The sequence below is a fragment of the Bradyrhizobium sp. 44 genome (assembly GCF_023073095.1).
Lineage (GTDB): Bacteria > Pseudomonadota > Alphaproteobacteria > Rhizobiales > Xanthobacteraceae > Bradyrhizobium.
In genome coordinates, this window is the sequence record NZ_JADPIY010000008.1 from 17287 (window position 1) to 40189 (window position 22903).

Consider the following 22903-nt stretch of genomic DNA (forward strand, 5'->3'; position numbering starts at 1 on the left):
TCCGTTCGGCGCATCGAAAATATGGAACACAATACCACTGCGAGCACATGAAGCTCAGCGAGACGGTAGACCGGCGGCTGTGGCGGAAGGGCCGGACGGCGAGGGCGAAGGGAAAACGAGGGGGTATGCGGCTTCGGCTATGCCCTCTCCAATCAATGCCTTTGAATGCGCCTTGACCTGACTTACGAGATTTTCGACCAATAGGTGATGCATGCAACTTTGGTCATCGAAGGCCCAGCGTTGGTTCACCTGAATGTGGAACAGGAGCTGCGCTGACGAATAATGACGGCGGGGCCGGTTAAGGCACGCACGGGCTCTGCCTCTTGGGCGTTAAAATTTTCAAGTCGGAACAGCCGCTTGGAGGCTTTCGAAGCCGGCCGTCGGGCCGATTTTCATTCCGCAAAACTCCATCGATTGCACCGTCCGAATTTACCCGACTTTAGACAAACTGGCCCTAAGTCAGCGGGCAGGCTCGCATCCGGCCGTCGGCGAGCACGGAGCCATCGGGCTCGCTTTGTCGTGAGGGAAACGGTGGATCAGCACCAGGTCTGGCACGAGCCGGCATTCGACAAGGTTGCGAACGCGATCAGCCCGTTCTTCCTGAGATCGGGAATTTATCTGTTCCTGATCTCGTTCATTTGCCTGTTCTACGTCTTGAACGCGCCGCTTCTGCTCGGTCATTACGATCTGGGCTGGCATCTCGCGGCCGGAGATCTCATCCGGGAACGCAACGCCATCCCGCTCCACGACCCCTGGTCGTTCACCCACGGCGACAAGCCGTGGCTCAATCTATCCTGGCTCTGGGACGCGCTTGCCAGTGCGACGCTTCAATACGCGGGCTTCGGCGGCCTCGTCCTGTCGACGGTGGCCTGTGGTGCAGCGATTGCCGGCATCCTGACTGCGATCTCTCTCGGCTACGGTGCGTCGGCGATTGCGGTTTGCGTGGCAGTCTTCCTGGCCTGCCTGCTCTATCCCGCCTACGAAGTTGCGCCGAACATGTATCTCGCGGTCGCGCCGAATACATGCACGATGCTGTTATGCGTCGTCTTCTATCGCGAATGCCTGCGACGTACGCGATGGTTCGTGCTTCCCGTGTTGATGGCGTTTTGGGCCAATCTGCACGGCGGTTTTCTGCTCGGGTTTTTCGTGATTGGCGTCTTCTGCGGCGCCGCCTTGCTCAGAGCGTCCTGGGCCGATCTCAGGGTCCTTGCTCTCGCCGGGATCGGGTGCCTTGCTGCGACATTCGTCAATCCGCTCGGCTGGAATATCTATGCCGGCGCCGCCGCGACGATGGGGCACTTCGTCCAGGGTAATATTACCGAATGGCGGTCCTACTACGACAACATTGAAATACCCGGCAGCATTCCGGGCATCCTGTACATGCTGGCCTTCGTCGCGCTCGAGCTTCGCTACAGAAACTCCAGGCCAGTCCCGCTCGAACCGAGATTGATGTCCTGGCTGTTCCTGATTCTGGGACTGTGTCAGTTCAGGTACATCGCGTTCTTCTTCATCTTCTCGACTGTGCCGATGGCGCTTCACCTCAGCCGCTTGCTGCCTCGGCGTCTCACCGCCGTTGACGTGCGTGGAGCGTTGCTGGCCGCCGGCATCGTCGGTCTCGGCACCCTGCCGCTGGCCTATTTGCGCGTTGCGCCCGCGCTCGCACTTCCGACGATGCTGTCGAGCGAAGATGCCGGCTATCTGCAAAACAATTTCGCCGATGCGCGAGTCCTGAACCATTGGAATATCGGCGGCTACCTGATTTTCGCGACGCACGGCACCGTTCGCCCGTTCGTCGATGGCCGCGCCGCGACCGCCTATCCGGACGATTTGCTGCGCGACTATTTCAAGCTGGTGAGCTGGGACATCGACGAAGCGGCGTGGGACATGGTGCTCGATAAATACCGGATCGACGCCGTGCTGTGGGTCAAGGCGCACGAACAGCTGCGACAGTTCCTGGTGGAGCGGCGAGGCTGGCGCGAGCAATACACGGGCGCTTACGTGACCGTTTACGTCAGGCCCCAATCCAGTTTGGCTGGCGAAGCCAAAACACAATGACGACCAGCGCCGCAGCTCTGCCCGCGATCGCGCCCGCCGCCAAAGCCGAAAGCTTCGCGACGCGGTACGGCGCCTTGTGCGCATTGCTGCTACTGGCTGCGGCAGTCCGGCTGCCGCTCGCCTTTTGGCCGAACATCGTTCACGTCGACGAGCTGTATCAATATCTGGAGCCGGCCTGGCGCCTGCTTGGCCACCAGGGTGTCGTCACCTGGGAATGGCGCGACGGCATCCGGAGCTGGTTTCTGCCGACCTTGTTCGGAGGGCCGGTCGCTCTCGGCGACTGGCTTGCGCCGGGCGGGTGGGGGGCCTTCGTCGTGCCTCGCCTGGTGGTCGGGCTTGCCTCGCTGTCGATCGTCGTCACGGCCTGGCATTTCGGCGAACGCATCTCCAGGTCGCATGCCATCGTTGCGGCGTTTGCCGCCGCGGTCTGGTTCGAGCTGGTCTATTACGCGCCCCACACGCTGAGCGAACCGCTGGCGACGGCCGTGATCCTGCCGGCGGCCTATCTGCTGACGGGCGAGCTCGCGCGCAACCGGCTCTTCACCGCGGGCGCATTGCTCGCTCTCGCCTGCGTCTGGCGCTTTCAATATGTGCCGGCTTGCGCGGTGTTTGCGTTGGCGGCGTGCTGGCGCGACCCGCGAAACACGATCGCCCTGGTCGCGGGCGGATGCGTCGTCCTGGTGCTGTCCGGCGCCCTCGACCTGGCCCACGGCTCAGCGCCGTTTGCGTGGCTCGTCCGGAATATTCAGCAAAACCTCCTGCACGACCGCGCATCGGAATTCGGTGACGCGCCCGCGGCCGCCTACGTTCTGCAGGCTTCAATTCTGTGGTCGGGCACGACGCTGCTGATGCTGCTGGCGCTCTGGCGCGGTTGGCGACATGCCCCCCTTTTGATCGTCGCGGCCGTCGTCAACGTCGCGTTTCACAGCATGATCGTGCACAAGGAATACCGTTTCATTTTCCTGTCGATCGCCCTGCTGATCATCGCGGCGGGGCTTGGCTCCGCCGATTGGGTCCAGATGATGCGCCGGCAAAACCCGTGGCGCTCACTTGCCGTCGTATGTGGCGGCTGGCTGCTGCTCTCGCTCGGTCTGTCGGGCGCAACGCTGATCATGCGTGACAACTGGATGCGCGGCATCGGCGTGGCCCAGCTGATGGCGGAGCTCGAGGCCGATCCTGAATTTTGCGGTCTGGCCCTGTACGCGATCAACTATCCCTTCGTGCCCGGACGCGGGCAGCTCGCGGCCCGCCGGCCGATCTATTCCCTTTATCGGGACGACCCCCTGGCCAAGGGACGACTTCCGGCTGTGGTGAAGACGCACCAGGCGGGGTTCAACCGCATCATCGGCCCGGCGAGCCTGGCCAGCGAATTGCCGGCGGATTTCTCGCCACGAAGTTGCGCAATGATAAGCGATGACAAGCTTGCCTGCGTCTTCGCGCGACGCGGGGCTTGCGATGCGCCCGCCAGCCCTTTCGGCGTCAACGACGTGCTCGTGCGCCTGAACTACTAGCCGCGCCTGATGCTTGCGCCGGCGGCTGGCAGCGGATACATCGCGGCCGGCCCTCGCCAGCGTCTGTCCCGGGGATTAGCCTGCCTAGGCGCACCGATTCGATTGAGGTTTGAAACGCCATGACCGTACGCCTGCACCGCGGCGACCTGCCCGATCTGTCCCGCTACACCGGAGCGGTGGCGATCGATACCGAAACGATGGGCCTGAACCCGCATCGCGACCGGCTCTGCGTGGTGCAGCTCTCGCCCGGCGACGGCAGCGCGGACGTGGTGCAGATCCCCAAAGGTCATACCGACGCGCCGAACCTGAAGGCGCTGCTGGCCAATCCCGCGAACACGAAAATCTTCCACTTTGCGCGGTTCGACGTCGCGGTGCTGTATCAGACGTTTGGTGTCATGACCGGGCCGATCTACTGCACCAAGATCGCCTCCCGCCTGATCCGCACCTATACCGACCGCCATGGCCTCAAGGACCTCGTGCGCGAGGTGCTCAATGTCGATCTCTCCAAGCAGCAGCAATCGAGCGATTGGGGTTCCGACAGCCTGACCGAGCCGCAGCTCGCCTACGCCGCCTCCGACGTGCTGCATCTGCACGGCTTGCGCGAGCGGCTCGATGCCATGCTGGCGCGGGAAGGCCGCACGGCGCTGGCCAAAGCCTGTTTCGACTTCCTGCCGACCCGCGCCTTGCTCGATCTCCAGGGCTGGGCCGAAGAGGACATTTTCGCGCATTCCTAGCGTTTCGCGTAGCGGCCGGGTGGGGCGGTCGCCCCGTTTCAGACACTTTCGTAACAGCCTGTCGCTGGCTGCATATTTTGGCGTTGCCGGCTACAATGGGGCGCCCGCCAGCCGGACAAGGCGGGCGACACCTCAGGAGCCCAGGTGAATTCGGCCCATAATGTCACCTACGATGCCGCGCTTGCGGCGAAGTTCGCCAGCGCGGCGCGCCACAGCCGCCTGGTGCGGATTCTGCGCGTCGCGGTGCCGGCGACGGTGGCTGCGGCGATGGGTCTGCTCGTCCTCATCTCGACCATCTTCAACCCGTTCCAGATCCCCGTGAAGCTCGACTCCGGAAATCTCGTGGTGACAGGCACCAAGATCACGATGGAATCGCCGCATATGTCCGGCTTCACGCCGGACCAGCGGCCCTATGAGCTCTGGGCCAAGACCGCGACCCAGGACATCACCGATCCCGATCATGTCGATCTCCATGATCTGCGCGCGAAGGTGCTGATGGAAGACCAATCGACCCTGTTCCTCGATGCCCGCACCGGACGGTTCGACAACAAGCAACAACAGCTCGACCTGCACAAGGACATCTTCCTGCGCACCTCGACCGGCTACGAGGCGCGGCTGAACTCGGCCTTCGTCGACATGGGCAAGGGTACGGTTTCCTCGGATGAGCATGTCGACGTCAAGCTGACCAACGGAACGCTGACCGCCGATCGGCTGCGGATCACGGAGGGCGGCGACGTCATCCGCTTCGAAGGCAATGTGGTGATGCACCTCGACAAGCTGGACGATCCCGCCGCCGCTCAGCCTGCGCCGGCCGAACCCGCGCCGGCGGCGAAGACACGTACGCCCCAGAACAAGTCCGCCAATTCAAAGTGATTTTCATGATCAGGTTTTTCACGCGCAACGAAGACAAGCGGCGCGTCATCCCCGGTGCGGCCGCGCTCGCCGTCGGCATCGCACTGATTGCAACGGGTGTGGCAAGCGCGCAGAGCACGATGCAAGGCGTGCCCAACGCGATGCAGGGCTTCTCGCAGAACCGCGATCAGCCGATCCAGATCGAAGCCGCCTCGCTCGAGATGCGCGACAAGAAAAAGGAAGCGACCTTCTCCGGCAATGTGAAGGTCATCCAGGGCGACACCACCATGACCTCGAAGACGCTGGTGGTGTTTTACGATTCGGGCGGCGACAAGCCCGCCGCGCCACAGCCTGCGGCAAAGGCGGCAAAGGGGGCGCCGATGCAGTCGGCGACGCCGGGGCCGGGCGGGAACTCCTCGATCAAGCGGCTGGAGGCGCGCGGCAATGTCGTCGTCACCCAGAAGGACCAGGTGGTGACGGGCGAGACCGCCGTGTTCGACACCCGCACCAACCTCATCACCATGCTTGGCGGCGTCGTCTTGACGCAGTGCAAGAACGTGCTGCGCGGCGACCGGCTGGCGGTCGACATGACCACGGGCGTGTCGCGTGTGGAATCCGACAGCGGCCGGGTGCAGGCGCTGCTGCCGCAGGGCGGCGGCAATGATTGCGGATCCGGAGGCGCGGGCAAGCCCGGCGCGGGACCTCTGCAATTGCCTGGCGCAAATAAGCCCAAATAAGCCCAGTTAAGTCCAAGCCAGGCAAAGTAAATTTGAAGAATGATTTCAGATGCTTGGCTCGATCACTCCCGATCCGAGGTTGAAGCTTGCCCGTCGAGACTGTATCTAGCGCAAAGGGCTTTCGAAGCGGGGTTCGCCGCTTTTCGGGCGTGTTTCACTGGGCATGAGACATCCCTTCACTCATGCTGCGTCGGCGAATCCTGAGGCCGGCGCGGCAGATCGCGCGAATATCGCGCAGGATCGTCGCGCAGAATCGTCGCGAAAGGCTAGAAGGCGGGGATGGTCGATCTCTTCAGCATGTTCCGTCGGCGCCCCGCCAAACGCGGCCGGCCAGGATTTGCGCGCCAGGACATCACCGCGCTCGGTGACAGCGTCGGCGGTCTCGTGGCCAGCCCGGTCAGGGACGCGCCGCCGATCGCCCGTAACCAACCGATGCATGCGCCCGATCAATTCCAGGGCGACTATCAGGCCGAGCCGCCTCGGGCCCAGGCGGTTCACCCCGTGAGGGCTGCCGGCAGACCTAACGGTTCCGGCGGGCCTCAGCTCTTGAAGCGCCCGGGCTTTCTGGCTGTGCATAGCGTGGAAAAGAGTTTTGGCAGCCGCCAGGTCGTGCGCGGCGTCAGCATCTATGTGCGCCGCGGCGAAGCGGTCGGCCTGCTCGGCCCCAACGGCGCCGGCAAGACCACCGTGTTCTACATGATCACCGGCCTGATCAAGGCCGATCGCGGTGCGATCGAGCTCGACGGCCACGACGTCACCAAGCTGCCGATGTATCAGCGTGCGCGGCTCGGCATCGGCTATCTGCCGCAGGAAGCCTCGATTTTCCGCGGTCTCACCGTCGAGCAGAACATCCGTGCCGTGCTCGAAGTGGTCGAGCCCTCGCGCAAGAAGCGCGAGCAGCAGCTCGACTCGCTGCTCGACGAATTCAACATCACGCGCTTGAGGAAATCGCCGTCGATCGCGCTGTCCGGCGGTGAGCGGCGCCGCGTCGAGATCGCGCGTGCGCTGGCGACGCGTCCGAACTACATGCTGCTCGACGAGCCCTTTGCCGGCATCGATCCGATCGCGGTCGGCGACATCCAGGACCTCGTCCGCCACCTCACCAACCGCGGCATCGGCGTGCTGATCACCGACCACAATGTGCGTGAGACACTAGGCCTCACCGATCGCGCCTACATCGTCTATGCCGGTGAGATCCTGACCGAGGGCAGCCCGGATGAGATCGTGGCCGATCCGGACGTGCGCCGCCTTTACCTTGGCGAGGAATTCCGCCTCTAGCCCGTTTTTCCAATTCGTCAAGACGTGTACATCGGGCTTGGACTAGGATAAGCAAAAATCGGACCAACTTTTTGGGATCGGTTCTTGCTTCATGGCGCTTTCGCAGAGATTAGAGTTCCGGCAATCGCAGTCGCTGGTCATGACGCCGCAGTTGATGCAGGCGATCAAGCTGCTGCAATTGTCCAATCTCGATCTCACGACCTTCGTCGAAGAGGAACTCGAGCGTAACCCGCTGCTGGAACGGGCCAATGACGAGCCGCCCGCGGGCGAGGGCCCGGCCGAGACCGGCCAGTTCAACGACAGCGACGGCGGCCACAACGACGAGCCGGGCGGCGGCCCGGGCGAAGCCTTCGAGCCCGGCCAGGAAGAGTGGATGAGCAAGGATCTCGGCACCCGCGCCGAGATCGAGCAGACCATGGACACCGGGCTGGACAACGTCTTCTCCGAGGAACCGGCCGAGGCGGCCGCCCGCACCGCCCAGGATGCGGCGCCGACCACCTATACCGAATGGGGCGGCGGCGCCTCCGGTGACGAGGACTACAACCTCGAAGCCTTCGTCGCCGCGGAGATGACGCTCGGCGACCATCTCGCCGAGCAGCTCTCGGTTGCCTTCACCGGGACCGCGCAGCGCATGATCGGCCAGTATCTGATCGACCTCGTCGACGAGGCCGGCTATCTGCCCCCGGATCTCGGCCAGGCCGCCGAACGGCTTGGCGCATCGCAACAGGACGTCGAGAACGTTCTTGCCGTGCTGCAGAAATTCGATCCGCCCGGCGTCTGCGCGCGCAGTTTGAGCGAATGCCTGGCGATCCAGCTCCGCGAGTTCGACCGCTACGATCCCGCGATGCAGGCCCTGGTCGAGCATCTCGATCTCCTCGCCAAGCGCGACGTCGCGGCCTTGCGCAAGCTCTGCGGCGTCGACGACGAGGACATCGCCGACATGATCGGCGAGATCCGCCGGCTCAATCCCAAGCCCGGCATGAAGTTCGGTACGGCCCGGCTCCAGACCATGGTGCCCGATGTCTATGTCCGCCCGGGTCCCGATGGCGGCTGGCATGTCGAGCTCAACAGCGACACCTTGCCGCGCGTGCTGGTCAACCAGACCTACTATTCGCAGCTCTCGAAGAAGATCGGCAAGGACGGCGACAAATCGTATTTCACCGACGCGCTTCAGAACGCGACCTGGCTGGTGCGCGCGCTCGACCAGCGCGCCCGCACCATCCTGAAAGTCGCAACCGAGATCGTGCGCCAGCAGGACGGCTTCTTCACCCATGGCGTGGCGCATCTGCGACCACTGAATCTGAAGGCCGTCGCCGACGCCATCCAGATGCATGAATCCACGGTGTCGCGCGTCACCGCCAACAAATACATGGCGACCAATCGCGGCACATTCGAGCTGAAATATTTCTTCACGGCCTCGATCGCCTCGGCCGATGGCGGCGAGGCGCATTCGGCCGAAGCCGTGCGTCACCACATCAAGCTGCTGATCGATGCGGAGGCGCCGTCCGCGATCCTGTCCGACGATACCATCGTGGAACGCTTGCGCGGCTCGGGCATTGATATCGCCCGCCGCACGGTCGCGAAGTACCGCGAAGCCATGCGCATTCCTTCCTCGGTGCAACGCCGTCGCGACAAGCAGAGCGCTCTTGGTAACGTCCTCTCCACCGCCATGGCCGATCGCTCCCGCAATCCCGAACCGGCCTGATTGCGCCGGCGCCAAATCGCGCTACTCTCGATCTGCTATCGGGCCCGATCCTGGCCAGGCACGAACCAAGTGAGGTTCACATGACTCTCCGCATCTCGGGAAAGAGCGTCAACGTCGGCGAGGCCCTGCGCGGCCGTGTCACCGACCGGACTGAAGAGGTCCTGCGCAAATATTTCGACGGCAATTATTCCGGCCACATCACGCTGAGCAAGGACGGCTTCGGCTTCCGCACCGACTGTGCGCTGCATCTTGATTCGGGAATCACGCTCGAGGCCGATTCGAACGCACCGGACGCCTATGCCAGTGCCGACCAGGCGCTGGTGATGATCGAGAAGCGGCTCAAGCGCTACAAGAGCCGGCTCAAGGATCGCTCCGCCCGCAAGGCCCATGTCGCCTCCGCGGCGCTGGCCGCGATGGATGCCACCAGCTACGTGCTGGAAGCCCCGGGCGAGGGCGAGGACGAGGACGAGATCACCGGCTACAGCCCCGTCATCATTGCCGAGGCCACGACCTCGCTGAAGCCGCTGTCCGTCAGCGAAGCGGTCATGGAACTCGACCTCAGCGGGGCGCCCTGCCTGGTGTTTCAGCACGGCTCCTCGGGCCGAGTGAACATCATTTACCGCCGGGCCGACGGCAATGTCGGCTGGATCGATCCCCCGGGGGCCAAGGCGGATGGCAAGGCCTGAGGCCGCGGGCGACGCCCTGGGGCCCCCGCGCCGGGGGCCCCTTTCCGCCTTAACAATGACCGGGGCAAAGCTGCACGCGGGAGTTGGCACCGGGATTGCGTTGGAGTAGAAGCCCCCCACATCAGGGGCGAGCTAAGTCCGCCTCCTGCTTCAACTTCTTGACGTCGGCCCGCCCAGGTTCTTTGTCCAGGCTGGCCAATTCGGAACCTGACGTTTTCATTCACCTCGGAAGACTTCCATGCCGATTACCGATCTGGTCGCGCCCGAGGCGATTCTCCCGGCATTGAAGGTCAACAGCAAGAAGCAGGCGCTTCAGGAACTGGCGGCCAAGGCCGCCGAGCTGACCGGGCAGAACGAGCGTTCCGTGTTCGAGGTGCTCCTGCAGCGCGAGAAGCTCGGCACCACCGCGGTCGGCTACGGCGTTGCCATTCCCCATGGCAAGCTGCCCAAGCTGGAAAAGATCTTCGGCCTGTTCGCGCGCCTCGATCGTCCGATCGATTTCGAATCGATGGACGGCCAGCCGGTCGACCTCGTCTTCCTGCTGCTCGCCCCCGAAGGCGCCGGCGCCGATCACCTCAAGGCGCTTGCCCGCATCGCCCGCCTTTTGCGCGACCAGGACATCGCCAAAAAGCTCCGCGCCTCGCGCGACGCCCAGGCGATCTATTCCGTGCTGGCGCTGCCGCCGGCGACGGCGGCGTAACCCTTTCTCTCTCGAACCGACGCAGCGCCGTCTGCGACTTATTGGGCAGCCGGGTGCTGCGATATTTCGTCTCCGGCACGGTTTCGGCGCGGGGATTTTGCGAGATGATTTGCGGTTCGATCGGCCGAGTTTTTGGTCTGCTTTGCTCCATCACCATTGTCGCCACCGCCGTGGCCCGCGCCGATGAGGCGTCCAACGACCGCGTCATCGCGGAGAAGACCGAGATCATCGCAGCCGACGCAACCAATGCGGTCGCTTACGAGCTGCGCGGCGAAGCCTACTACATCAAGTACGACTGGAATCGCGCCTTCGAGGATTGCAGCGCCGCGATCCGGATCGATCCGAATTTCGGGCGAGCCTATCACTGCCGCGGTCGCGCCTATTCTGCCAAAGGCGATCGCGAGCACGCCATGATCGATTACAACGAGGCCATTCGCCTCGACCCAAATTATGGGGCGTCCTACACCTCGCGCGCCGAGGCGTATTTCAGCAGGGGCGATTTCGATCGCGCGATCGCCGGCTTCACCAAGGCCATCGAACGCAGCCCCAAGCAGGCTTACCGTGCGCTCGTCATGCGAGGGGAGGTGTATGCAGCGAAGGGCGACACCGATCACGCCGTCGCCGATTACAGCGAGGCGATGCAGCGCAATCCGGCCGCCGCCTGGCCCTACGAGTTGCGAAGCACCGTTCGCCTCAACAAGGGTGAGATCGATGCAGCTCTGGACGACTGCGACAGCGCCGTCCGCCTGGAGCCCGGAAGTGCCGGCGGCCACTATTGCCGGGCCATGGTGTTCCTGAAGAAGGACGATGCCGACAGCACCATCCGGGAGCTGGATGACGTTACCAGTATTAGGCCGTCTTTCGAAAAGGCCTATCTGGTTCGCGGCGTCGTCCTGCACGGGAAGGGCGACGACAAACGCGCCCTTGCCGATTTCGACGAAGTGATCCGATTACGGCCGGGGAATTCGGAGGCCTACAGCAGTCGCGCTGGTCTGTTTCGGGACATGGGACAGCACGATCGCGCGCTCGCCGACTACAACGAGGCGATCAGGCTCGATCCGAAAAGCCAGCTCGCCCTGGTCAACCGCGCTCTCCTCTACATGATGATGTCCGACGCCAAACATGCGCGCGCGGATTTCAACAGCGTGCTCGCGCTGCCACTGAGCGACAAATGGGCCGTGGACACAGCGCGCGAAGGACTTGGTTTTGTGAAGTGACGGCGGAGCCGCGCGCTCTCGACTCCGTCATTGCGAGGAGCTCTTGCGACGAAGCAATCCAGGCTGCCTCCACGGAAATATTCTGGATTGCTTCGCTGCGCTCGCAATGACGACGTGGAAACTTCATCAGCCGAAATAAAAACGGGCACACCTTCCTGCGAAGGCATGCCCGCTTGAAACTCTGTTCGTGCGACGTGCGCGTGTTCAGTGCACGCTCACCGCTTGCAGCTCGTTGCTCCAGGCATTTGCGATCGCGGCTTCGCGGCTGTCGGTCAGCATGATCGGCGTGCCGTCGGCGGCGTGGAGCGCGAAGAGCTTGAGGCCCGGCGCGATCTTCGGCGCTTCGGGAAACAGGCCCGGCACATCCTCGGAGCGGATCTGCTTCACATAGGCGATATGGCCTTCGCCGAGGGTCGCCAGCGTCTCCGGCGAGACGTTCTTGGCTTCGTATTCGAACGCAACGTGACCTTCACTCATGGTCTCGACTCCTTCACAGAAACTAAGCGGTCGAGTCCGCTACTCGTTCCATTATTCGTGCTCATTGATAGCGATTGTCTTAACGATCCTCTCCGGTTCCGGCCGGGCAAGATCGATCGCCAGCAATCCGTTCTTCAGATCCGCACCCAGCACCAGCATCCCCTCCGCCAGCACGAAAGTGCGCTGGAAGTGGCGCGCGGCGATGCCGCGATGGATGTATTGCCGGGTCTTGTCGTCCTGCTGCCGTCCGCGAATGACGAGCTGGTTTTCCTCAATGGTTACATCGAGTTGGTCGCGGGTGAATCCGGCGACCGCCAGCGTGATTCGCAACCGCTCGGGCTGGCCCTCCGACCGGTCGCACCTCTCGATATTGTAGGGAGGGTAACCGTCGGCACCTTTGACGACCCGATCGAGCACGCGCTCGATCTCGTCGAAGCCCAGAAGGAACGGACTGGAAAGCGTGGGAACACGAGACATAGTTTACAAAGTCCTCTCGAAGCGACTTTGGTGCATCAGGGCCCGTACAGGCACCCCTTGATCAGCAATATGGGCATATCCGCGTGTGGGTTCAAGGACGTAGCCGGGGGCTGTGGATTGGTAGCTGACCCGCTCTGCCATGCAGAAAGGCTGACTTGCCGTCATGGCGCGAAACGCCTGCGACAAGCCCGGCACGACGAAATTGCGGCGCGATTTTTCTCAACGAAAACAAACCCCCTTCTACTGTGCATGGGGTTGTTTTCGCGTTTTTTTAATCGACGGCTCCGCGGAGCCCGGTCAGGCCTCGATCCGCGTCCGGCCGTCGGCGCTGAACAGATGCAGCTTTTGGCGCATCGCCGCGACGCGGATCTTCGCGCCGATCGGGGGCGCCTCGGAGCCGGGAATGCGGACGATGACCTCGCCTGGCGGCAGCTCGCCGGGGTTGGCGGCGATGCGCTGCTCGTCCTGAGCCCGCGTGCCGTAGACGAAGGTTTCGGCGCCGACGCGCTCGATCGCTTCCACGGTGAGCGGGAGCGCGACGCCGCCGGCCGGGGTCTGGTCGGTGATGACGAAATCTTCCGGGCGAATGCCGAGGATGCCGGCGTCGGTGCTGCCGAGCTGCGACTTGATCTCGTCGGCGCGGATCGACATCAGATTCATCGGCGGTGCCCCGATGAAGGAGGCGACGAAAGTCGTCGCCGGCTTCTCGTAGATCGCCAAGGGATTGCCGACCTGCTCGACCTGGCCGCCATTCATCACCACGAGAACGTCGGCGAGCGTCATCGCCTCGAGCTGGTCGTGGGTGACGTAGATCGACGTGGTGTTGAGCCGGCGCTGCAATTTGCGGATCTCGACCCGCATCGCGATGCGGAGTTTTGCGTCGAGGTTGGACAGCGGCTCGTCGAACAGAAACACTTTCGGCTGGCGCACGATGGCGCGGCCCATGGCGACGCGCTGGCGCTGGCCGCCGGAGAGCTGGCGCGGCTTGCGCTCCAGCATGGACGTGAGCTCGAGCACGCGCGCGGCTTCGTCGACGCGGGTCTTGACCTCGGCCTCCTTCATGCCGCGGTTGCGCAGGCCGTAAGCCATGTTGTTGAAGACGCTCATATGCGGATAGAGCGCGTAGTTCTGGAACACCATCGCGATGTCGCGATCGGCAGGCTCGATCTGGTTGACGATGCGGCCGCCGATGTCGATCTCGCCGCCGGTGACGGTTTCGAGTCCTGCGACCATGCGCAGCAATGTCGACTTGCCGCAGCCGGAGGGACCGACCAGCACGCAGAACTGGCCGTCGCCGACGTCGACGTTGACGCCCTTGATGGCCTCGAAGCCGCCGGGATAGGTCTTGCGGACGTTGCGCAGGGTGACGTTAGCCATGGGATCTACTTTTCCGTCTCCACGAGTCCGCGCACGAACAATTTCTGCATCACGACGACGACGAACACCGGCGGCAGCATCGCGAGCACGGCGGTCGCCATCACGATCGGCCATTCGGTCAGCGCGTCGGTGGTGGTGATCATCTTGCGGATGCCGACCTGGATGGTCTGCATGTCGTCGCGGGTGGTGATCAGCAGCGGCCAGAGATATTGATTCCAGCCGAGGATGAAGAGGATCACGAACAGCGCCGCCATGTTGGTGCGCGACAGCGGCAGCAACGTGTCCCAGAAGAAGCGCAAGGGGCCGGCGCCGTCGATGCGGGAGGCCTCCAGCAGCTCGTCCGGCACGGTCATGAAGAACTGGCGGAACAGCAGCGTCGCGGTGGCCGAGGCGATCAGCGGCAGTGAGAGGCCCGCATAGCTGTCGAGCATGTGCAGATCTGCGACGATCTTGTAGGTCGGATAGATGCGCACCTCGACCGGCAGCATCAGCGTGATGAAGATGATCCAGAAGATAGGCATCCGGAACGGAAACCGGAAATAGACGATCGCGTAGGCCGAGATGATCGAGATCGCGATCTTTCCGACCGCGATCAGCAGCGCCATCACCAGCGAGTTCAGCATCATGTTGCCGACGGGCTCGCGGGTCGATCCGCTCGTGCCGACGAAAATGGTCTGGTAGTAGACCTCGAAGAAATGACCGCCCGGCAGCAGCGACATCTGCCCGTTGGCGATCAGCGCGTTGTCCTGGGTCGAGGCGACGAACGCGATGTAGACCGGGAAGGCGACGATCGCGATCCCGATCCAGAGGATGATGTGGGCGACGTAGCGCCGGAAGCCCTCTTCCTCGACCATCAGTAGGTCACCTTGCGTTCGACGAAGCGGAACTGGATTCCGGTCAGCACGATGACCATGACCATCAGGATCACCGACTGCGCGGCCGAGCTGCCGAGATTGCCGCCGAGCAAGCCGTCGGAATAGACCTTGTAGACCAGCGTGACCGTCGACGTTCCGGGACCGCCGCGGGTCATCGTGTCGATGATGCCGAACGTGTCGAAGAAGGCGTAGACGATGTTGACCACCAGCAGGAAGAAGATGGTCGGCGACAGCAGCGGGAAGGTCACGGTCCAGAACCGCCGCATCGGACGGGCGCCGTCGATCGCGGCGGCCTCGAACACGCTCTTCGGGATCGCCTGCAGGCCGGCGAGGAAGAACAGGAAATTATAGGAGATCTGCTTCCACGCGGCGGCGAGGATGATCAACGCCGCGGCCTGGTCGCCGTCGAGCAGCGGATTCCAGTCGATGCCCATGTTGCGAAGATAGCGCGAGAGCACGCCGAGCGAGGGATGCAGCATGAAGATCCAGAGCACGCCGACCACGGGCGGCGCCACCGCATAGGGCCAGATCAGGAGCGTGCGGTAGAGCATCGAGCCACGCAGCGGCTTGTCCGCCATCACGGCGAGCAGCAGCGCGAAGGACAGCGAGGAGACGGCGATGGCGAACGAGAACAAGAAGGTTCGGACGATCGCCTCGAAATAGGCCGCGTCCTTGAACAGCTCGACGTAGTTCTCGAACCAGACAAAGGTGGTCGACAGCCCGAACGCATCCTGGAGCAGGAAGGACTGGATCACCGCCTGCAGGGCCGGCCAATAGAAGAAGATCAGGACGATCGCGAGCTGCGGCGCAACCAGCGCGTACGGTAACAGCCTTGACTGGAAAATGGCTTGCTTTTGCATGATTCCAGCAGAGCGGCAGACCGGGTCGCGGCCTGCCGCTCATTGCCTCACTTGACGGCGGTCTTTTCGAACTGCCGCAGCATCGTGTTGCCGCGCTCGACGGCGGCATCCAGCGCCTGCTTGGCGGTCTTCTTGCCGGCCAGCGCCTGCTCGATCTCTTCCGACCAGACGTCACGCAGCTGCACCATGTTGCCGAGGCGCAGGCCGCGGGAGTTCTCGGTCGGCTCCTTGTTGGTCAGCTCGAGCAGCGGGGTCTCGAGATAGGGCTGATCCTTGTAGAAGCCCTCTTCCTTCGCCTTGGCATAGGCCGCCTTGGTGATCGGCAGATAGCCCGAGGCCTTGTGGATATAGACTTGGCGGTCGGTGTCCGAGAGGAAGGTCAGGAACTTTGCGACGCCCTTGTATTCCTCGGCCGACTTGCCGCCCATCACCCACAGCGAAGCGCCGCCGATGATCGAGTTCTGCGGCGCGCCCTTGACGTCGGGATAATACGGCATCGGCACGGCGGTGAAGGCGAACTTGGCCTGTGCCTTGACGTTGCCGAAGAAGGCCGACGAGGTCAGGTAGATCGGGCACTCGCCGGAAGTGAAGCGACCCTCGCCGGTGTTGGTGCGGCCGGCGTAGTCATAGGTCTTGGTCTTCTGCAGCTCGACCAGGGTTTCGAGATGCTTGACCTGAAGCGGTCCGTTGAACTCGAGCACGGTGTCGAAGCCGTCGAGGCCGTTGGCCTTGCTGGCGAGCGGCACGTTGTGCCACGCCGAGAGCTGCTCGAGATTGACCCAGGTGATCCAGGAGCCCGAGAAGCCGCAGGTGTCGTGACCGGCAGCCTTCAGCTTCTTGGCGGCCTCGAACGTTTCGGGCCAGGTCTTCGGAATCTCGACGTTCGCCTTCTTCAGCTCGTCGAGGTTGACCCACATCACGGTCGAGGACGAGTTGAAGGGGAAGGACAGCATCTCGCCCTTCGACGTCGAATAATAGCCGGTGATGGCGGGCAGGTAGATCTTGGGGTCGAATTTCTCGCCGGCGTCGGCCATCAGCTTGTAGACGGGCTTCACGGCGCCGGTCGCGGCCATCATGGTCGCGGTGCCGACTTCGAACACCTGCATGATATGCGGGGCGTTGCCGGCGCGGAACGCCGCGATGCCGGCGTTCATCGTATCGGGATAGTTGCCCTTGTAGGTCGGGATCACCTTGTAGTCGCTCTGCGACGCGTTGAAGTCGGTGGCGAGCTTGACGATAACGTCGTTGTTGGCGCCGGTCATCGCGTGCCACCACTGGATTTCGGTCACGGCCAAGGCCGGTGAGGCCGATAGTCCAACCGTGAGTGCAATAGCGGCAGCCGCTCCAAAGTGTCGAAGAGCCATCAAGTAAACCTCCCTTGGGCCGTCAAAAATGATCGCTTGCGCTAGCAGCGCCATATGACGTTCACATGACTGTGTAAGCGGCCGAAACGAAAGCGGCAAGCGCTGGAAAAGGGAAGCTGTCAAATAGGCGAATGCCGCGCGCGCAGCGTCCTCCGTTCGCGATGCACAGAGCGCCCGCACCGCAGTGCGGCATTGCCGTCGGATGAGGAAGGCGAGGCGCTAGCGCTTGCGCTCGGGTCCGCAGACCGTGCCCTGCTCGACCATCGCGTCGATCTCGGACCTGGAGTAGCCGAATTCGCCCAGCACCTCGGCCGCGTGCTGGCTGAATTTCGGCGGCAGGCGCCGCAGGCTCGGCTTGCTGCGATCGAGCCGGATCGGGGATGCCACGCCCTTGTACCAATCCTTCTCGATGATATCGCCGCGCGCGATCGTGTGCGGGTTGGTCAACGCCTGGTCGATCTTCTGCACGGGGCCTGCGGGCAGGCCCGCGGCGAGCAGGCGATTGCACAGCGGCTCGGCCTCGTGCTGGCAGAACACCGCGGCGAGCTCGGCCCGCAGTGCCTCGCGATTGGCGATGCGGTCCTTGTTGCGCGCAAAGCGCGGATCGGTGCCGAGCTCGGGCTTGCCGATCTCCTTGGCGAGCTTGCGGAAGGTGCCGTCATTGCCGACGCCGATGAAGATGTTGTCGGTCTTGGTCGGGAAGATCGCATAGGGCACGAGGTTGGGATGCTCGTTGCCGGTGAGCGACGGCGGCTTGCCATGCATGAAATAATTCGCGGTGTGCGGATGCATGATGGCGAGACCGGTCTCGTACAGCGTGGTCTCCAGGAACTGGCCCTGGCCCGAGCGCTGCCGCTCCGACAGTGCCATCAGGATGCCGATCGCCGCATAGAGGCCGGTGCCGATGTCGACCAGCGGCACGCCGATGCGCATCGGTCCGCTCTCGGGCGAGCCGGTCGCCGCGATCATGCCGGTCATGGCCTGGATGATGGCGTCATAGCCGGGGTTGCCGCCGCGCGGGCCGTCGGCGCCGAAGCCGCAGATCCGGCAATGCACGAGGCGCGGGAATTTCTTGCTGAGCACCTCGTTCCCGATGCCCCATTTCTCCAGCGTGCCCGGCTTGAAGTTCTCGATCAGGACGTCGGCGCTCTCCAGCATCTTGAGCAGCACGGCCCGGCCGCCCTCGGAGGCGAGGTCGAGGCCGATCGAGCGCTTGTTGCGGTTGATGCCGATGAAATAGGCCGCGTCTTCTTCGTGGAAGGGAGGGCCCCAGTCGCGCACCTCGTCACCTGCGGGCGGCTCGACCTTGATCACGTCGGCGCCGTGGTCGGCGAGGATCTGGGTGCAATAGGGACCGCCGAGCACGCGCGTGAGATCGATGACGCGCAGGCCGCTCATTGCGCCCGTGGCAGCTCCAGAACTGGCGGCTTCAGTCATGCGTTCGCGTCCCTGTGTCGATATTGATCACAGGCCTAACGAGGTTCGTCCGGGCCGGCAATGGCTTCCCGCGTGGGGCGTCATGCAGGCCGCTCGCCGCAATCCCGCGGGATGGCAAATCAAGGGAAGCGGCCGGCCCGGGGGGGATCCCGGGCCAGCCGCTTCAGCTACCCGATCAGACGACCGTCAGGCGAACGTCGACATTGCCGCGCGTCGCGTTGGAATACGGGCACACCTGGTGCGCCTTCTCGACCAGCGCCTCAGCTTCCGCGCGGGCGAGGCCCGGCAGCGAGACGGCAAGGTCGATGTCGAGACCGAAGCCGCCGGCCGCGCGCGGGCCGATGCCGACGGTCGAGGTCACGGAGGCGTCGGGCGGAACCTTGGGGCCGCCCTGCGAGGACACGAACTTCATCGCGCCGATGAAGCAGGCGGCATAGCCAGCCGCAAACAGCTGCTCGGGATTGTTGCCGGCACCGCCGCCGCCGCCGAGTTCCTTCGGCGTGGTGAGCTTGACGTCGAGCGCGCCGTCGAGGGTCGCGGCATGGCCGTCGCGGCCGCCGGTGGCCTTTGCGCTGGTCTTGTAGAGGACGTTCACTGACATTTTCGTCTCCCTGTGTTTCTCGGGTGGGGTCCGATCCTTATCGCAAACAATTAGATTGTGCGCAATTTAAATTACGGTGCCTCACATTTAATTGTTCGCAATTGAATATGCCGCCGGCCGGCCCCAGAATGGAGCAAGTCCCGTGAGATTCTCGATGCCCCGGAAACATTCGGCAGCGGACGCGCCGCTTCGCCTCGATAACCAGATCTGCTTCGCGGTCTATTCGGCCGCGCATGCCTTCAACCGCGTCTACAAGCCGCTGCTGGACCGGCTCGGCCTGACCTATCCGCAATACCTGGTGATGCTGGTGCTGTGGGAGCGCGACGACGTGCCGGTGAAGAGCATCGGCGAAAAGCTGCACCTGGATTCGGGCACGCTGACGCCGCTGCTCAAGCGGCTCGAGGCGGCCCATCTCGTCAAGCGCACGCGCTCGAGCGAGGACGAACGTCAGGTGCTGATCGCGTTGACGCCGCAGGGCCACGCCTTGAAGGACAAGGCGCGCGCCGTGCCGCAATCGATCCTGGCGGCGACGGACTGCTCGGTCTCGGAACTGGTCGCGATGAAGGACGAGATCGTGGCGCTGCGCGATCGGTTGAATGCGGTGATTGGGGAGTAGGGGTTAGAAGTGCGTGCTTAGGACAGCCGCTTCTTTGTGAAGGCCCGGCCGGAGTGAGACTTCAGGTACGCTTCAAAAGCGAGCGCTTTGTACTTGTCAGGGAAAGCGCAGTACCAGATCAGCTTCCAAGGCTTGAACTTGGCGGTGTGGGTGGATTTGCCAGCATTGTGCTCTGGAATCCGGCGCTTCAGATCTTCCGTAGCCCCAACGTATTCCTGCTCAGGAAATTCGATGCTGCGGAGGATGTAGACGTACCACATTGACGATTATCGCCTGGGCAGCCGCTGTGTCGGAATCTCACCAGTCCGTCTTCGCCCTTCGGGCTTCGCCGGACACCACGCTTCGCCCTTCAGGCTGTGCGCGGCTGCGCCACGCGTAGCCTGAAGGGCGAAGCGTGGTGGAGCCAGGCGGGATCGAACCGCCGACCTCTTGCATGCCATGCAAGCGCTCTCCCAGCTGAGCTATGGCCCCTTAACCGTCCGACGCGCCTTGGGCGACGCGTCGGGAAAGACCCAGAACCACAGTTCTGGAATTATCTCAAGTCTCTTCGTCACCGCCGACATCACCAATGATGTCGGTCACGTCCTCATCGCCTTCTTCGTCGTCGGCGATAAAGGTCGAATCGTCGTCGTCATCGTCCTCGATGGTCTCATCGACTTCGATGTCGTCCTCGGATTCGGGCACGACGGCCTTGACCTTGCCGGTGTTCTCCTCGGCATCGGCCTCCTCGAGCGAGACCTCCTCGACCTCCGCCGGCTCCGGCGTGGCGTCGGCGGCAGCGGCTGCGTGGCGGGCTTCGGCGCCGCGGGGAGCGCGAGCCGGCGCGATGGGCGCGATCGGCACGACTTCACCGGTATAGGGCGAGATCACCGGATTCTTGTTGAGGTCATAGAACTTTTTGCCCGTGGTCGGGCAAATACGTTTAGTTCCGAGTTCGGACTTGGCCACGGCAGAGGAATCCTGGAAATGTCTGAAAAGCGGTGCTTCACTTGGCTAGTTGGCGGCCCGCTGTCAATAGCGCATTGCGGGAGAACGACATGCCCGTGACGGCGGGGAGACCATGTGATACCTGCCCCGCGAGTCCCGCAGGGACGTTCCGGGCCTATCCAAGGACACAAACTTGACCGATTCCGACAAGCCGACGCCGCTCCAGTCGCGCGCCAGCGGTCCCCTGACCGGGAAAGTACGGGTGCCCGGAGACAAGTCGATCTCCCACCGTGCCCTCATCCTCGGCGCGCTCGCGGTCGGAGAGACGCGGATTTCGGGCCTCCTGGAGGGCGAGGACGTCCTCAACACCGCCAAATCCATGCAGGCGCTTGGCGCCAGGGTCGAGCGCACAGGCGATTTCGCCTGGAAGGTGAACGGCGTGGGTGTCGCGGGCTTCGCGGAGCCCAAAGCGCCGCTGGATTTCGGCAACTCCGGCACCGGCTGCCGGCTCGTCATGGGCGCCGTCGCCGGCTGCCCGATCTCTGCGATTTTCGACGGCGATGCCTCGCTGCGCACCCGGCCCATGCGCCGGATCCTGGACCCGCTGGAAAAGATGGGTGCGAAGGTCGTCGCCGGCGGCGAGGGCGGCCGCCTGCCGCTGACCGTCCAGGGTGCGCGCGATCCGCTGCCGATCACCTACAAGACCCCGGTCGCCTCGGCCCAGATCAAATCCGCCGTGCTGCTCGCGGGTCTGGCCGCGCCGGGCACCACGACCGTCATCGAGACCGAGGCCAGTCGCGACCACACCGAACTGATGCTCAAGCATTTCGGCGCCGAGATCACCTCGGTGCAGGAAGGTCAGCACGGCCGCCGTATCACGCTCGTGGGACAGCCTGAGCTGCATGGCGCCAATGTCGTCGTGCCCGCCGATCCCTCATCGGCGGCGTTCCCCATCGTTGCTGCGCTGATCGTCGAAGGTTCCGACCTCGTCCTGTCCGATGTCATGACCAATCCGCTGCGCACCGGTCTTTTCACCACGCTGCGCGAAATGGGTGCCTCGATCGAGGAAAGTGAAGTTCGCGGCGACGCCGGCGAGCCGATGGCAAAGCTGCGCGTACGCGCCTCGAAATTGCGCGGTGTCGAAGTGCCGCCGGAGCGCGCACCGTCGATGATCGACGAATATCTGGTGCTGGCGGTGGCGGCCGCCTTCGCCAAGGGCACGACCATCATGCGCGGCCTCCAGGAGCTCCGCGTCAAGGAATCCGACCGTCTCGAAGCCACCGCCGCCATGCTCCGCGTCAACGGCGTCAAGGTCGAGGTCTCCGGCGACGATTTGATCGTCGAAGGCCGCGGCCACGTTCCCGGCGGCGGCGTTGTGGCCACCCACATGGACCATCGCATCGCGATGTCCGCGCTGGTGATGGGCTGCGCGTCGGACCAGCCGGTGACCGTCGATGACACCGCCTTCATCGCCACCAGTTTTCCGGATTTCATCCCGATGATGCGTTCGCTTGGGGCCGAGTTTTCATGATCATCGCCATCGACGGGCCCGCGGCGTCGGGCAAGGGCACGCTCGGCAAGCGCCTCGCCCACCATTACGGCTACCGTCATCTTGATACCGGCGTGATCTATCGCGCGGTGGCCTATTCCCTGATGCAGTCCGGTCATGATCTCCGGGACGAGGCGGCGGCGGTCGCTGCGGCGCTGGAACTCGATCCCGAAAAGTTCGGCAATCCCGCCCTGAAGACCCAGAAGGCCGGCGAGGGCGCCTCCATCGTCTCGGCGATCCCAAGGGTGCGCGAGGCCCTGGTCAGCTTTCAGCGGCAATTCGCCGCCGATCCGCCCGGCGCCGTGCTCGACGGTCGGGATATTGGAACGGTGATCTGCCCCCATGCCGACGTGAAGATCTTCGTCGTGGCCGACCCCAGGGTCCGCGCCCGCCGCCGGACCATGGAGGCCAAGGCGCGGGGCGAGGAGGCTGACGAGGCGGCCGTGCTCGCCGACATCATCCAGCGTGACGAACGCGACAAGAACCGGGCGATCGCGCCCCTGAAGCCGGCCGCGGATGCTTACTTGCTAGATAACTCCCAACTGGATATAGAAGGCGGCGTCCGGGCCGCCATCGACATTATCGAGGCCGTCCGAGCGGGCCGGTCGCGGGGTTAAGCCGCTGCCGTCATTGGAGGAAGCGCCCGCTCCCGCTCTTTGAGGTCGATACTCTCGGTCCCTGCTTGGGGCCGACGCGATCCAGGTTCCGGACAAAAGATTTCCACGTATCGAATGCGCGGGCCTCAGCCGGCCCGCTTCCGCTGTTCCGCCCTCCAGGTCGGAGCAGCGAGCGGTCGCTCGAAGGTTCTGCGGACCTTCCGACACTGCGCGTACGGTGCGCCCAAGAACCCAACGGCCGGCATGACATC

23 protein-coding genes and 1 tRNA gene are annotated in these 22903 nt (G+C 63.8%); 13 read left to right on the forward strand and 11 right to left on the reverse strand.

The window, feature by feature from the left end; all coding sequences use genetic code 11:
* Positions 1-282 precede the first annotated feature (282 nt).
* From IVB41_RS02155 to IVB41_RS02200, 10 genes are all read left to right on the forward strand, one after another.
* Positions 283-2055 carry a hypothetical protein gene (locus tag IVB41_RS02155; RefSeq protein ID WP_249802493.1) on the forward strand — a complete coding sequence of 591 codons (1773 nt, stop codon included), beginning with the start codon at positions 283-285 and terminating at the stop codon, positions 2053-2055.
* Positions 2052-3566 (forward strand): 4-amino-4-deoxy-L-arabinose transferase, encoded by a 1515-nt coding sequence (locus tag IVB41_RS02160; RefSeq protein WP_247428964.1) that lies wholly within the window; start codon positions 2052-2054, stop codon positions 3564-3566. Before IVB41_RS02155 ends, IVB41_RS02160 begins: the two co-directional genes overlap by 4 nt.
* 119 nt (positions 3567-3685) lie before the next feature.
* Positions 3686-4300, forward strand: a complete 615-nt coding sequence (locus tag IVB41_RS02165; protein WP_007598566.1) for a ribonuclease D — start codon at positions 3686-3688, stop codon at positions 4298-4300.
* A gap of 144 nt (positions 4301-4444) precedes the next feature.
* Positions 4445-5173, forward strand: coding sequence for an LPS export ABC transporter periplasmic protein LptC (gene lptC, locus IVB41_RS02170; protein WP_027566182.1), 729 nt, complete (start codon positions 4445-4447; stop codon positions 5171-5173).
* A 5-nt stretch (positions 5174-5178) separates the two neighbouring features.
* Positions 5179-5889: an LptA/OstA family protein gene (locus tag IVB41_RS02175; RefSeq protein WP_247426246.1), complete on the forward strand. Its 711-nt coding sequence runs from the start codon at positions 5179-5181 to the stop codon at positions 5887-5889.
* Positions 5890-6168: 279 nt separating this feature from the next.
* Positions 6169-7167 (forward strand): LPS export ABC transporter ATP-binding protein, encoded by a 999-nt coding sequence (lptB, locus tag IVB41_RS02180; RefSeq protein ID WP_027514739.1) that lies wholly within the window; start codon positions 6169-6171, stop codon positions 7165-7167.
* Positions 7168-7258: 91 nt separating this feature from the next.
* A complete protein-coding gene (rpoN, locus tag IVB41_RS02185) occupies positions 7259-8872 on the forward strand; it encodes an RNA polymerase factor sigma-54 (RefSeq protein WP_247426248.1) in 1614 nt (537 codons plus the stop codon).
* A gap of 80 nt (positions 8873-8952) precedes the next feature.
* Positions 8953-9558, forward strand: coding sequence for a ribosome hibernation-promoting factor, HPF/YfiA family (gene hpf / locus IVB41_RS02190; protein WP_027566178.1), 606 nt, complete (start codon positions 8953-8955; stop codon positions 9556-9558).
* Positions 9559-9796: 238 nt separating this feature from the next.
* Complete coding sequence (ptsN, locus tag IVB41_RS02195; RefSeq protein ID WP_027514736.1) at positions 9797-10258, forward strand: PTS IIA-like nitrogen regulatory protein PtsN; 462 nt, start codon at positions 9797-9799, stop codon at positions 10256-10258.
* A gap of 53 nt (positions 10259-10311) precedes the next feature.
* Positions 10312-11475, forward strand: a complete 1164-nt coding sequence (locus tag IVB41_RS02200) for a tetratricopeptide repeat protein (protein WP_247426250.1) — start codon at positions 10312-10314, stop codon at positions 11473-11475.
* A 204-nt stretch (positions 11476-11679) separates the two neighbouring features.
* On the opposite strand, the gene IVB41_RS02205 is transcribed toward IVB41_RS02200, so the two are convergent.
* From IVB41_RS02205 to IVB41_RS02240, 8 genes are all read right to left on the reverse strand, one after another.
* Positions 11680-11952: a DUF1150 domain-containing protein gene (locus IVB41_RS02205; protein ID WP_007598581.1), complete on the reverse strand. Its 273-nt coding sequence runs from the start codon at positions 11950-11952 to the stop codon at positions 11680-11682.
* Positions 11953-12003: 51 nt separating this feature from the next.
* Positions 12004-12429, reverse strand: coding sequence for an Hsp20 family protein (locus tag IVB41_RS02210; RefSeq protein ID WP_007598583.1), 426 nt, complete (start codon positions 12427-12429; stop codon positions 12004-12006).
* A 297-nt stretch (positions 12430-12726) separates the two neighbouring features.
* Positions 12727-13806 carry a sn-glycerol-3-phosphate import ATP-binding protein UgpC gene (locus tag IVB41_RS02215; RefSeq protein ID WP_247426252.1) on the reverse strand — a complete coding sequence of 360 codons (1080 nt, stop codon included), beginning with the start codon at positions 13804-13806 and terminating at the stop codon, positions 12727-12729.
* A gap of 5 nt (positions 13807-13811) precedes the next feature.
* Positions 13812-14660: a sn-glycerol-3-phosphate ABC transporter permease UgpE gene (gene ugpE / locus IVB41_RS02220; protein WP_211395093.1), complete on the reverse strand. Its 849-nt coding sequence runs from the start codon at positions 14658-14660 to the stop codon at positions 13812-13814.
* Positions 14660-15541 (reverse strand): sn-glycerol-3-phosphate ABC transporter permease UgpA, encoded by an 882-nt coding sequence (gene ugpA, locus IVB41_RS02225; protein ID WP_027566174.1) that lies wholly within the window; start codon positions 15539-15541, stop codon positions 14660-14662. The genes ugpE and ugpA overlap by 1 nt, the downstream gene beginning before the upstream one ends.
* Before the next feature lie 47 nt (positions 15542-15588).
* Positions 15589-16905, reverse strand: a complete 1317-nt coding sequence (gene ugpB, locus IVB41_RS02230; protein WP_027566173.1) for a sn-glycerol-3-phosphate ABC transporter substrate-binding protein UgpB — start codon at positions 16903-16905, stop codon at positions 15589-15591.
* A 219-nt stretch (positions 16906-17124) separates the two neighbouring features.
* Positions 17125-18342 carry a CaiB/BaiF CoA-transferase family protein gene (locus IVB41_RS02235; RefSeq protein WP_027566172.1) on the reverse strand — a complete coding sequence of 406 codons (1218 nt, stop codon included), beginning with the start codon at positions 18340-18342 and terminating at the stop codon, positions 17125-17127.
* Positions 18343-18517: 175 nt separating this feature from the next.
* Positions 18518-18943, reverse strand: coding sequence for an organic hydroperoxide resistance protein (locus IVB41_RS02240; RefSeq protein WP_027566171.1), 426 nt, complete (start codon positions 18941-18943; stop codon positions 18518-18520).
* A gap of 154 nt (positions 18944-19097) precedes the next feature.
* On the opposite strand from IVB41_RS02240, the gene IVB41_RS02245 reads away from it, so the two are divergent.
* Positions 19098-19559 carry a MarR family winged helix-turn-helix transcriptional regulator gene (locus tag IVB41_RS02245; protein WP_027566170.1) on the forward strand — a complete coding sequence of 154 codons (462 nt, stop codon included), beginning with the start codon at positions 19098-19100 and terminating at the stop codon, positions 19557-19559.
* A 17-nt stretch (positions 19560-19576) separates the two neighbouring features.
* Here IVB41_RS02245 and IVB41_RS02250 read toward each other — a convergent pair whose 3' ends face one another.
* The 3 genes from IVB41_RS02250 to IVB41_RS02260 all read right to left on the reverse strand — a co-directional run bounded on the left by IVB41_RS02250 (position 19577) and on the right by IVB41_RS02260 (position 20507).
* Positions 19577-19819, reverse strand: a complete 243-nt coding sequence (locus IVB41_RS02250; protein ID WP_007603948.1) for a GIY-YIG nuclease family protein — start codon at positions 19817-19819, stop codon at positions 19577-19579.
* A 135-nt stretch (positions 19820-19954) separates the two neighbouring features.
* Positions 19955-20030 (reverse strand) — tRNA-Ala (locus tag IVB41_RS02255).
* Between the two features lie 66 nt (positions 20031-20096).
* Positions 20097-20507 (reverse strand): TIGR02300 family protein, encoded by a 411-nt coding sequence (locus IVB41_RS02260; protein ID WP_007598417.1) that lies wholly within the window; start codon positions 20505-20507, stop codon positions 20097-20099.
* Positions 20508-20679: 172 nt separating this feature from the next.
* On the opposite strand from IVB41_RS02260, the gene aroA reads away from it, so the two are divergent.
* Together aroA and cmk are read left to right on the forward strand one after the other, a co-directional pair.
* On the forward strand, positions 20680-22017 hold the full coding sequence (gene aroA / locus IVB41_RS02265; RefSeq protein WP_247426255.1) for a 3-phosphoshikimate 1-carboxyvinyltransferase: 1338 nt from the start codon (positions 20680-20682) through the stop codon (positions 22015-22017).
* The gene (gene cmk / locus IVB41_RS02270) at positions 22014-22652 is read left to right on the forward strand and encodes a (d)CMP kinase (protein ID WP_247426257.1); all 639 of its coding nucleotides are present in this window, start codon (positions 22014-22016) and stop codon (positions 22650-22652) included. Before aroA ends, cmk begins: the two co-directional genes overlap by 4 nt.
* Positions 22653-22903 lie beyond the last annotated feature (251 nt).

What these genes read in the sequence shown, in the direction of transcription:
- IVB41_RS02155 (WP_249802493.1), top strand. Translation starts at nt 283, where the DNA reads ATGACGGCGGGGCCGGTTAAGGCACGCACGGGCTCTGCCTCTTGGGCG.
- IVB41_RS02160 (WP_247428964.1), top strand. Translation starts at nt 2,052, where the DNA reads ATGACGACCAGCGCCGCAGCTCTGCCCGCGATCGCGCCCGCCGCCAAA.
- IVB41_RS02165 (WP_007598566.1), top strand. Translation starts at nt 3,686, where the DNA reads ATGACCGTACGCCTGCACCGCGGCGACCTGCCCGATCTGTCCCGCTAC.
- IVB41_RS02175 (WP_247426246.1), top strand. Translation starts at nt 5,179, where the DNA reads ATGATCAGGTTTTTCACGCGCAACGAAGACAAGCGGCGCGTCATCCCC.
- lptB (WP_027514739.1), top strand. Translation starts at nt 6,169, where the DNA reads ATGGTCGATCTCTTCAGCATGTTCCGTCGGCGCCCCGCCAAACGCGGC.
- rpoN (WP_247426248.1), top strand. Translation starts at nt 7,259, where the DNA reads ATGGCGCTTTCGCAGAGATTAGAGTTCCGGCAATCGCAGTCGCTGGTC.
- hpf (WP_027566178.1), top strand. Translation starts at nt 8,953, where the DNA reads ATGACTCTCCGCATCTCGGGAAAGAGCGTCAACGTCGGCGAGGCCCTG.
- ptsN (WP_027514736.1), top strand. Translation starts at nt 9,797, where the DNA reads ATGCCGATTACCGATCTGGTCGCGCCCGAGGCGATTCTCCCGGCATTG.
- IVB41_RS02205 (WP_007598581.1), bottom strand. Translation starts at nt 11,952, where the DNA reads ATGAGTGAAGGTCACGTTGCGTTCGAATACGAAGCCAAGAACGTCTCG.
- IVB41_RS02210 (WP_007598583.1), bottom strand. Translation starts at nt 12,429, where the DNA reads ATGTCTCGTGTTCCCACGCTTTCCAGTCCGTTCCTTCTGGGCTTCGAC.
- IVB41_RS02215 (WP_247426252.1), bottom strand. Translation starts at nt 13,806, where the DNA reads ATGGCTAACGTCACCCTGCGCAACGTCCGCAAGACCTATCCCGGCGGC.
- ugpE (WP_211395093.1), bottom strand. Translation starts at nt 14,660, where the DNA reads ATGGTCGAGGAAGAGGGCTTCCGGCGCTACGTCGCCCACATCATCCTC.
- ugpA (WP_027566174.1), bottom strand. Translation starts at nt 15,541, where the DNA reads ATGCAAAAGCAAGCCATTTTCCAGTCAAGGCTGTTACCGTACGCGCTG.
- ugpB (WP_027566173.1), bottom strand. Translation starts at nt 16,905, where the DNA reads ATGGCTCTTCGACACTTTGGAGCGGCTGCCGCTATTGCACTCACGGTT.
- IVB41_RS02235 (WP_027566172.1), bottom strand. Translation starts at nt 18,342, where the DNA reads ATGACTGAAGCCGCCAGTTCTGGAGCTGCCACGGGCGCAATGAGCGGC.
- IVB41_RS02240 (WP_027566171.1), bottom strand. Translation starts at nt 18,943, where the DNA reads ATGTCAGTGAACGTCCTCTACAAGACCAGCGCAAAGGCCACCGGCGGC.
- IVB41_RS02245 (WP_027566170.1), top strand. Translation starts at nt 19,098, where the DNA reads ATGCCCCGGAAACATTCGGCAGCGGACGCGCCGCTTCGCCTCGATAAC.
- IVB41_RS02250 (WP_007603948.1), bottom strand. Translation starts at nt 19,819, where the DNA reads ATGTGGTACGTCTACATCCTCCGCAGCATCGAATTTCCTGAGCAGGAA.
- cmk (WP_247426257.1), top strand. Translation starts at nt 22,014, where the DNA reads ATGATCATCGCCATCGACGGGCCCGCGGCGTCGGGCAAGGGCACGCTC.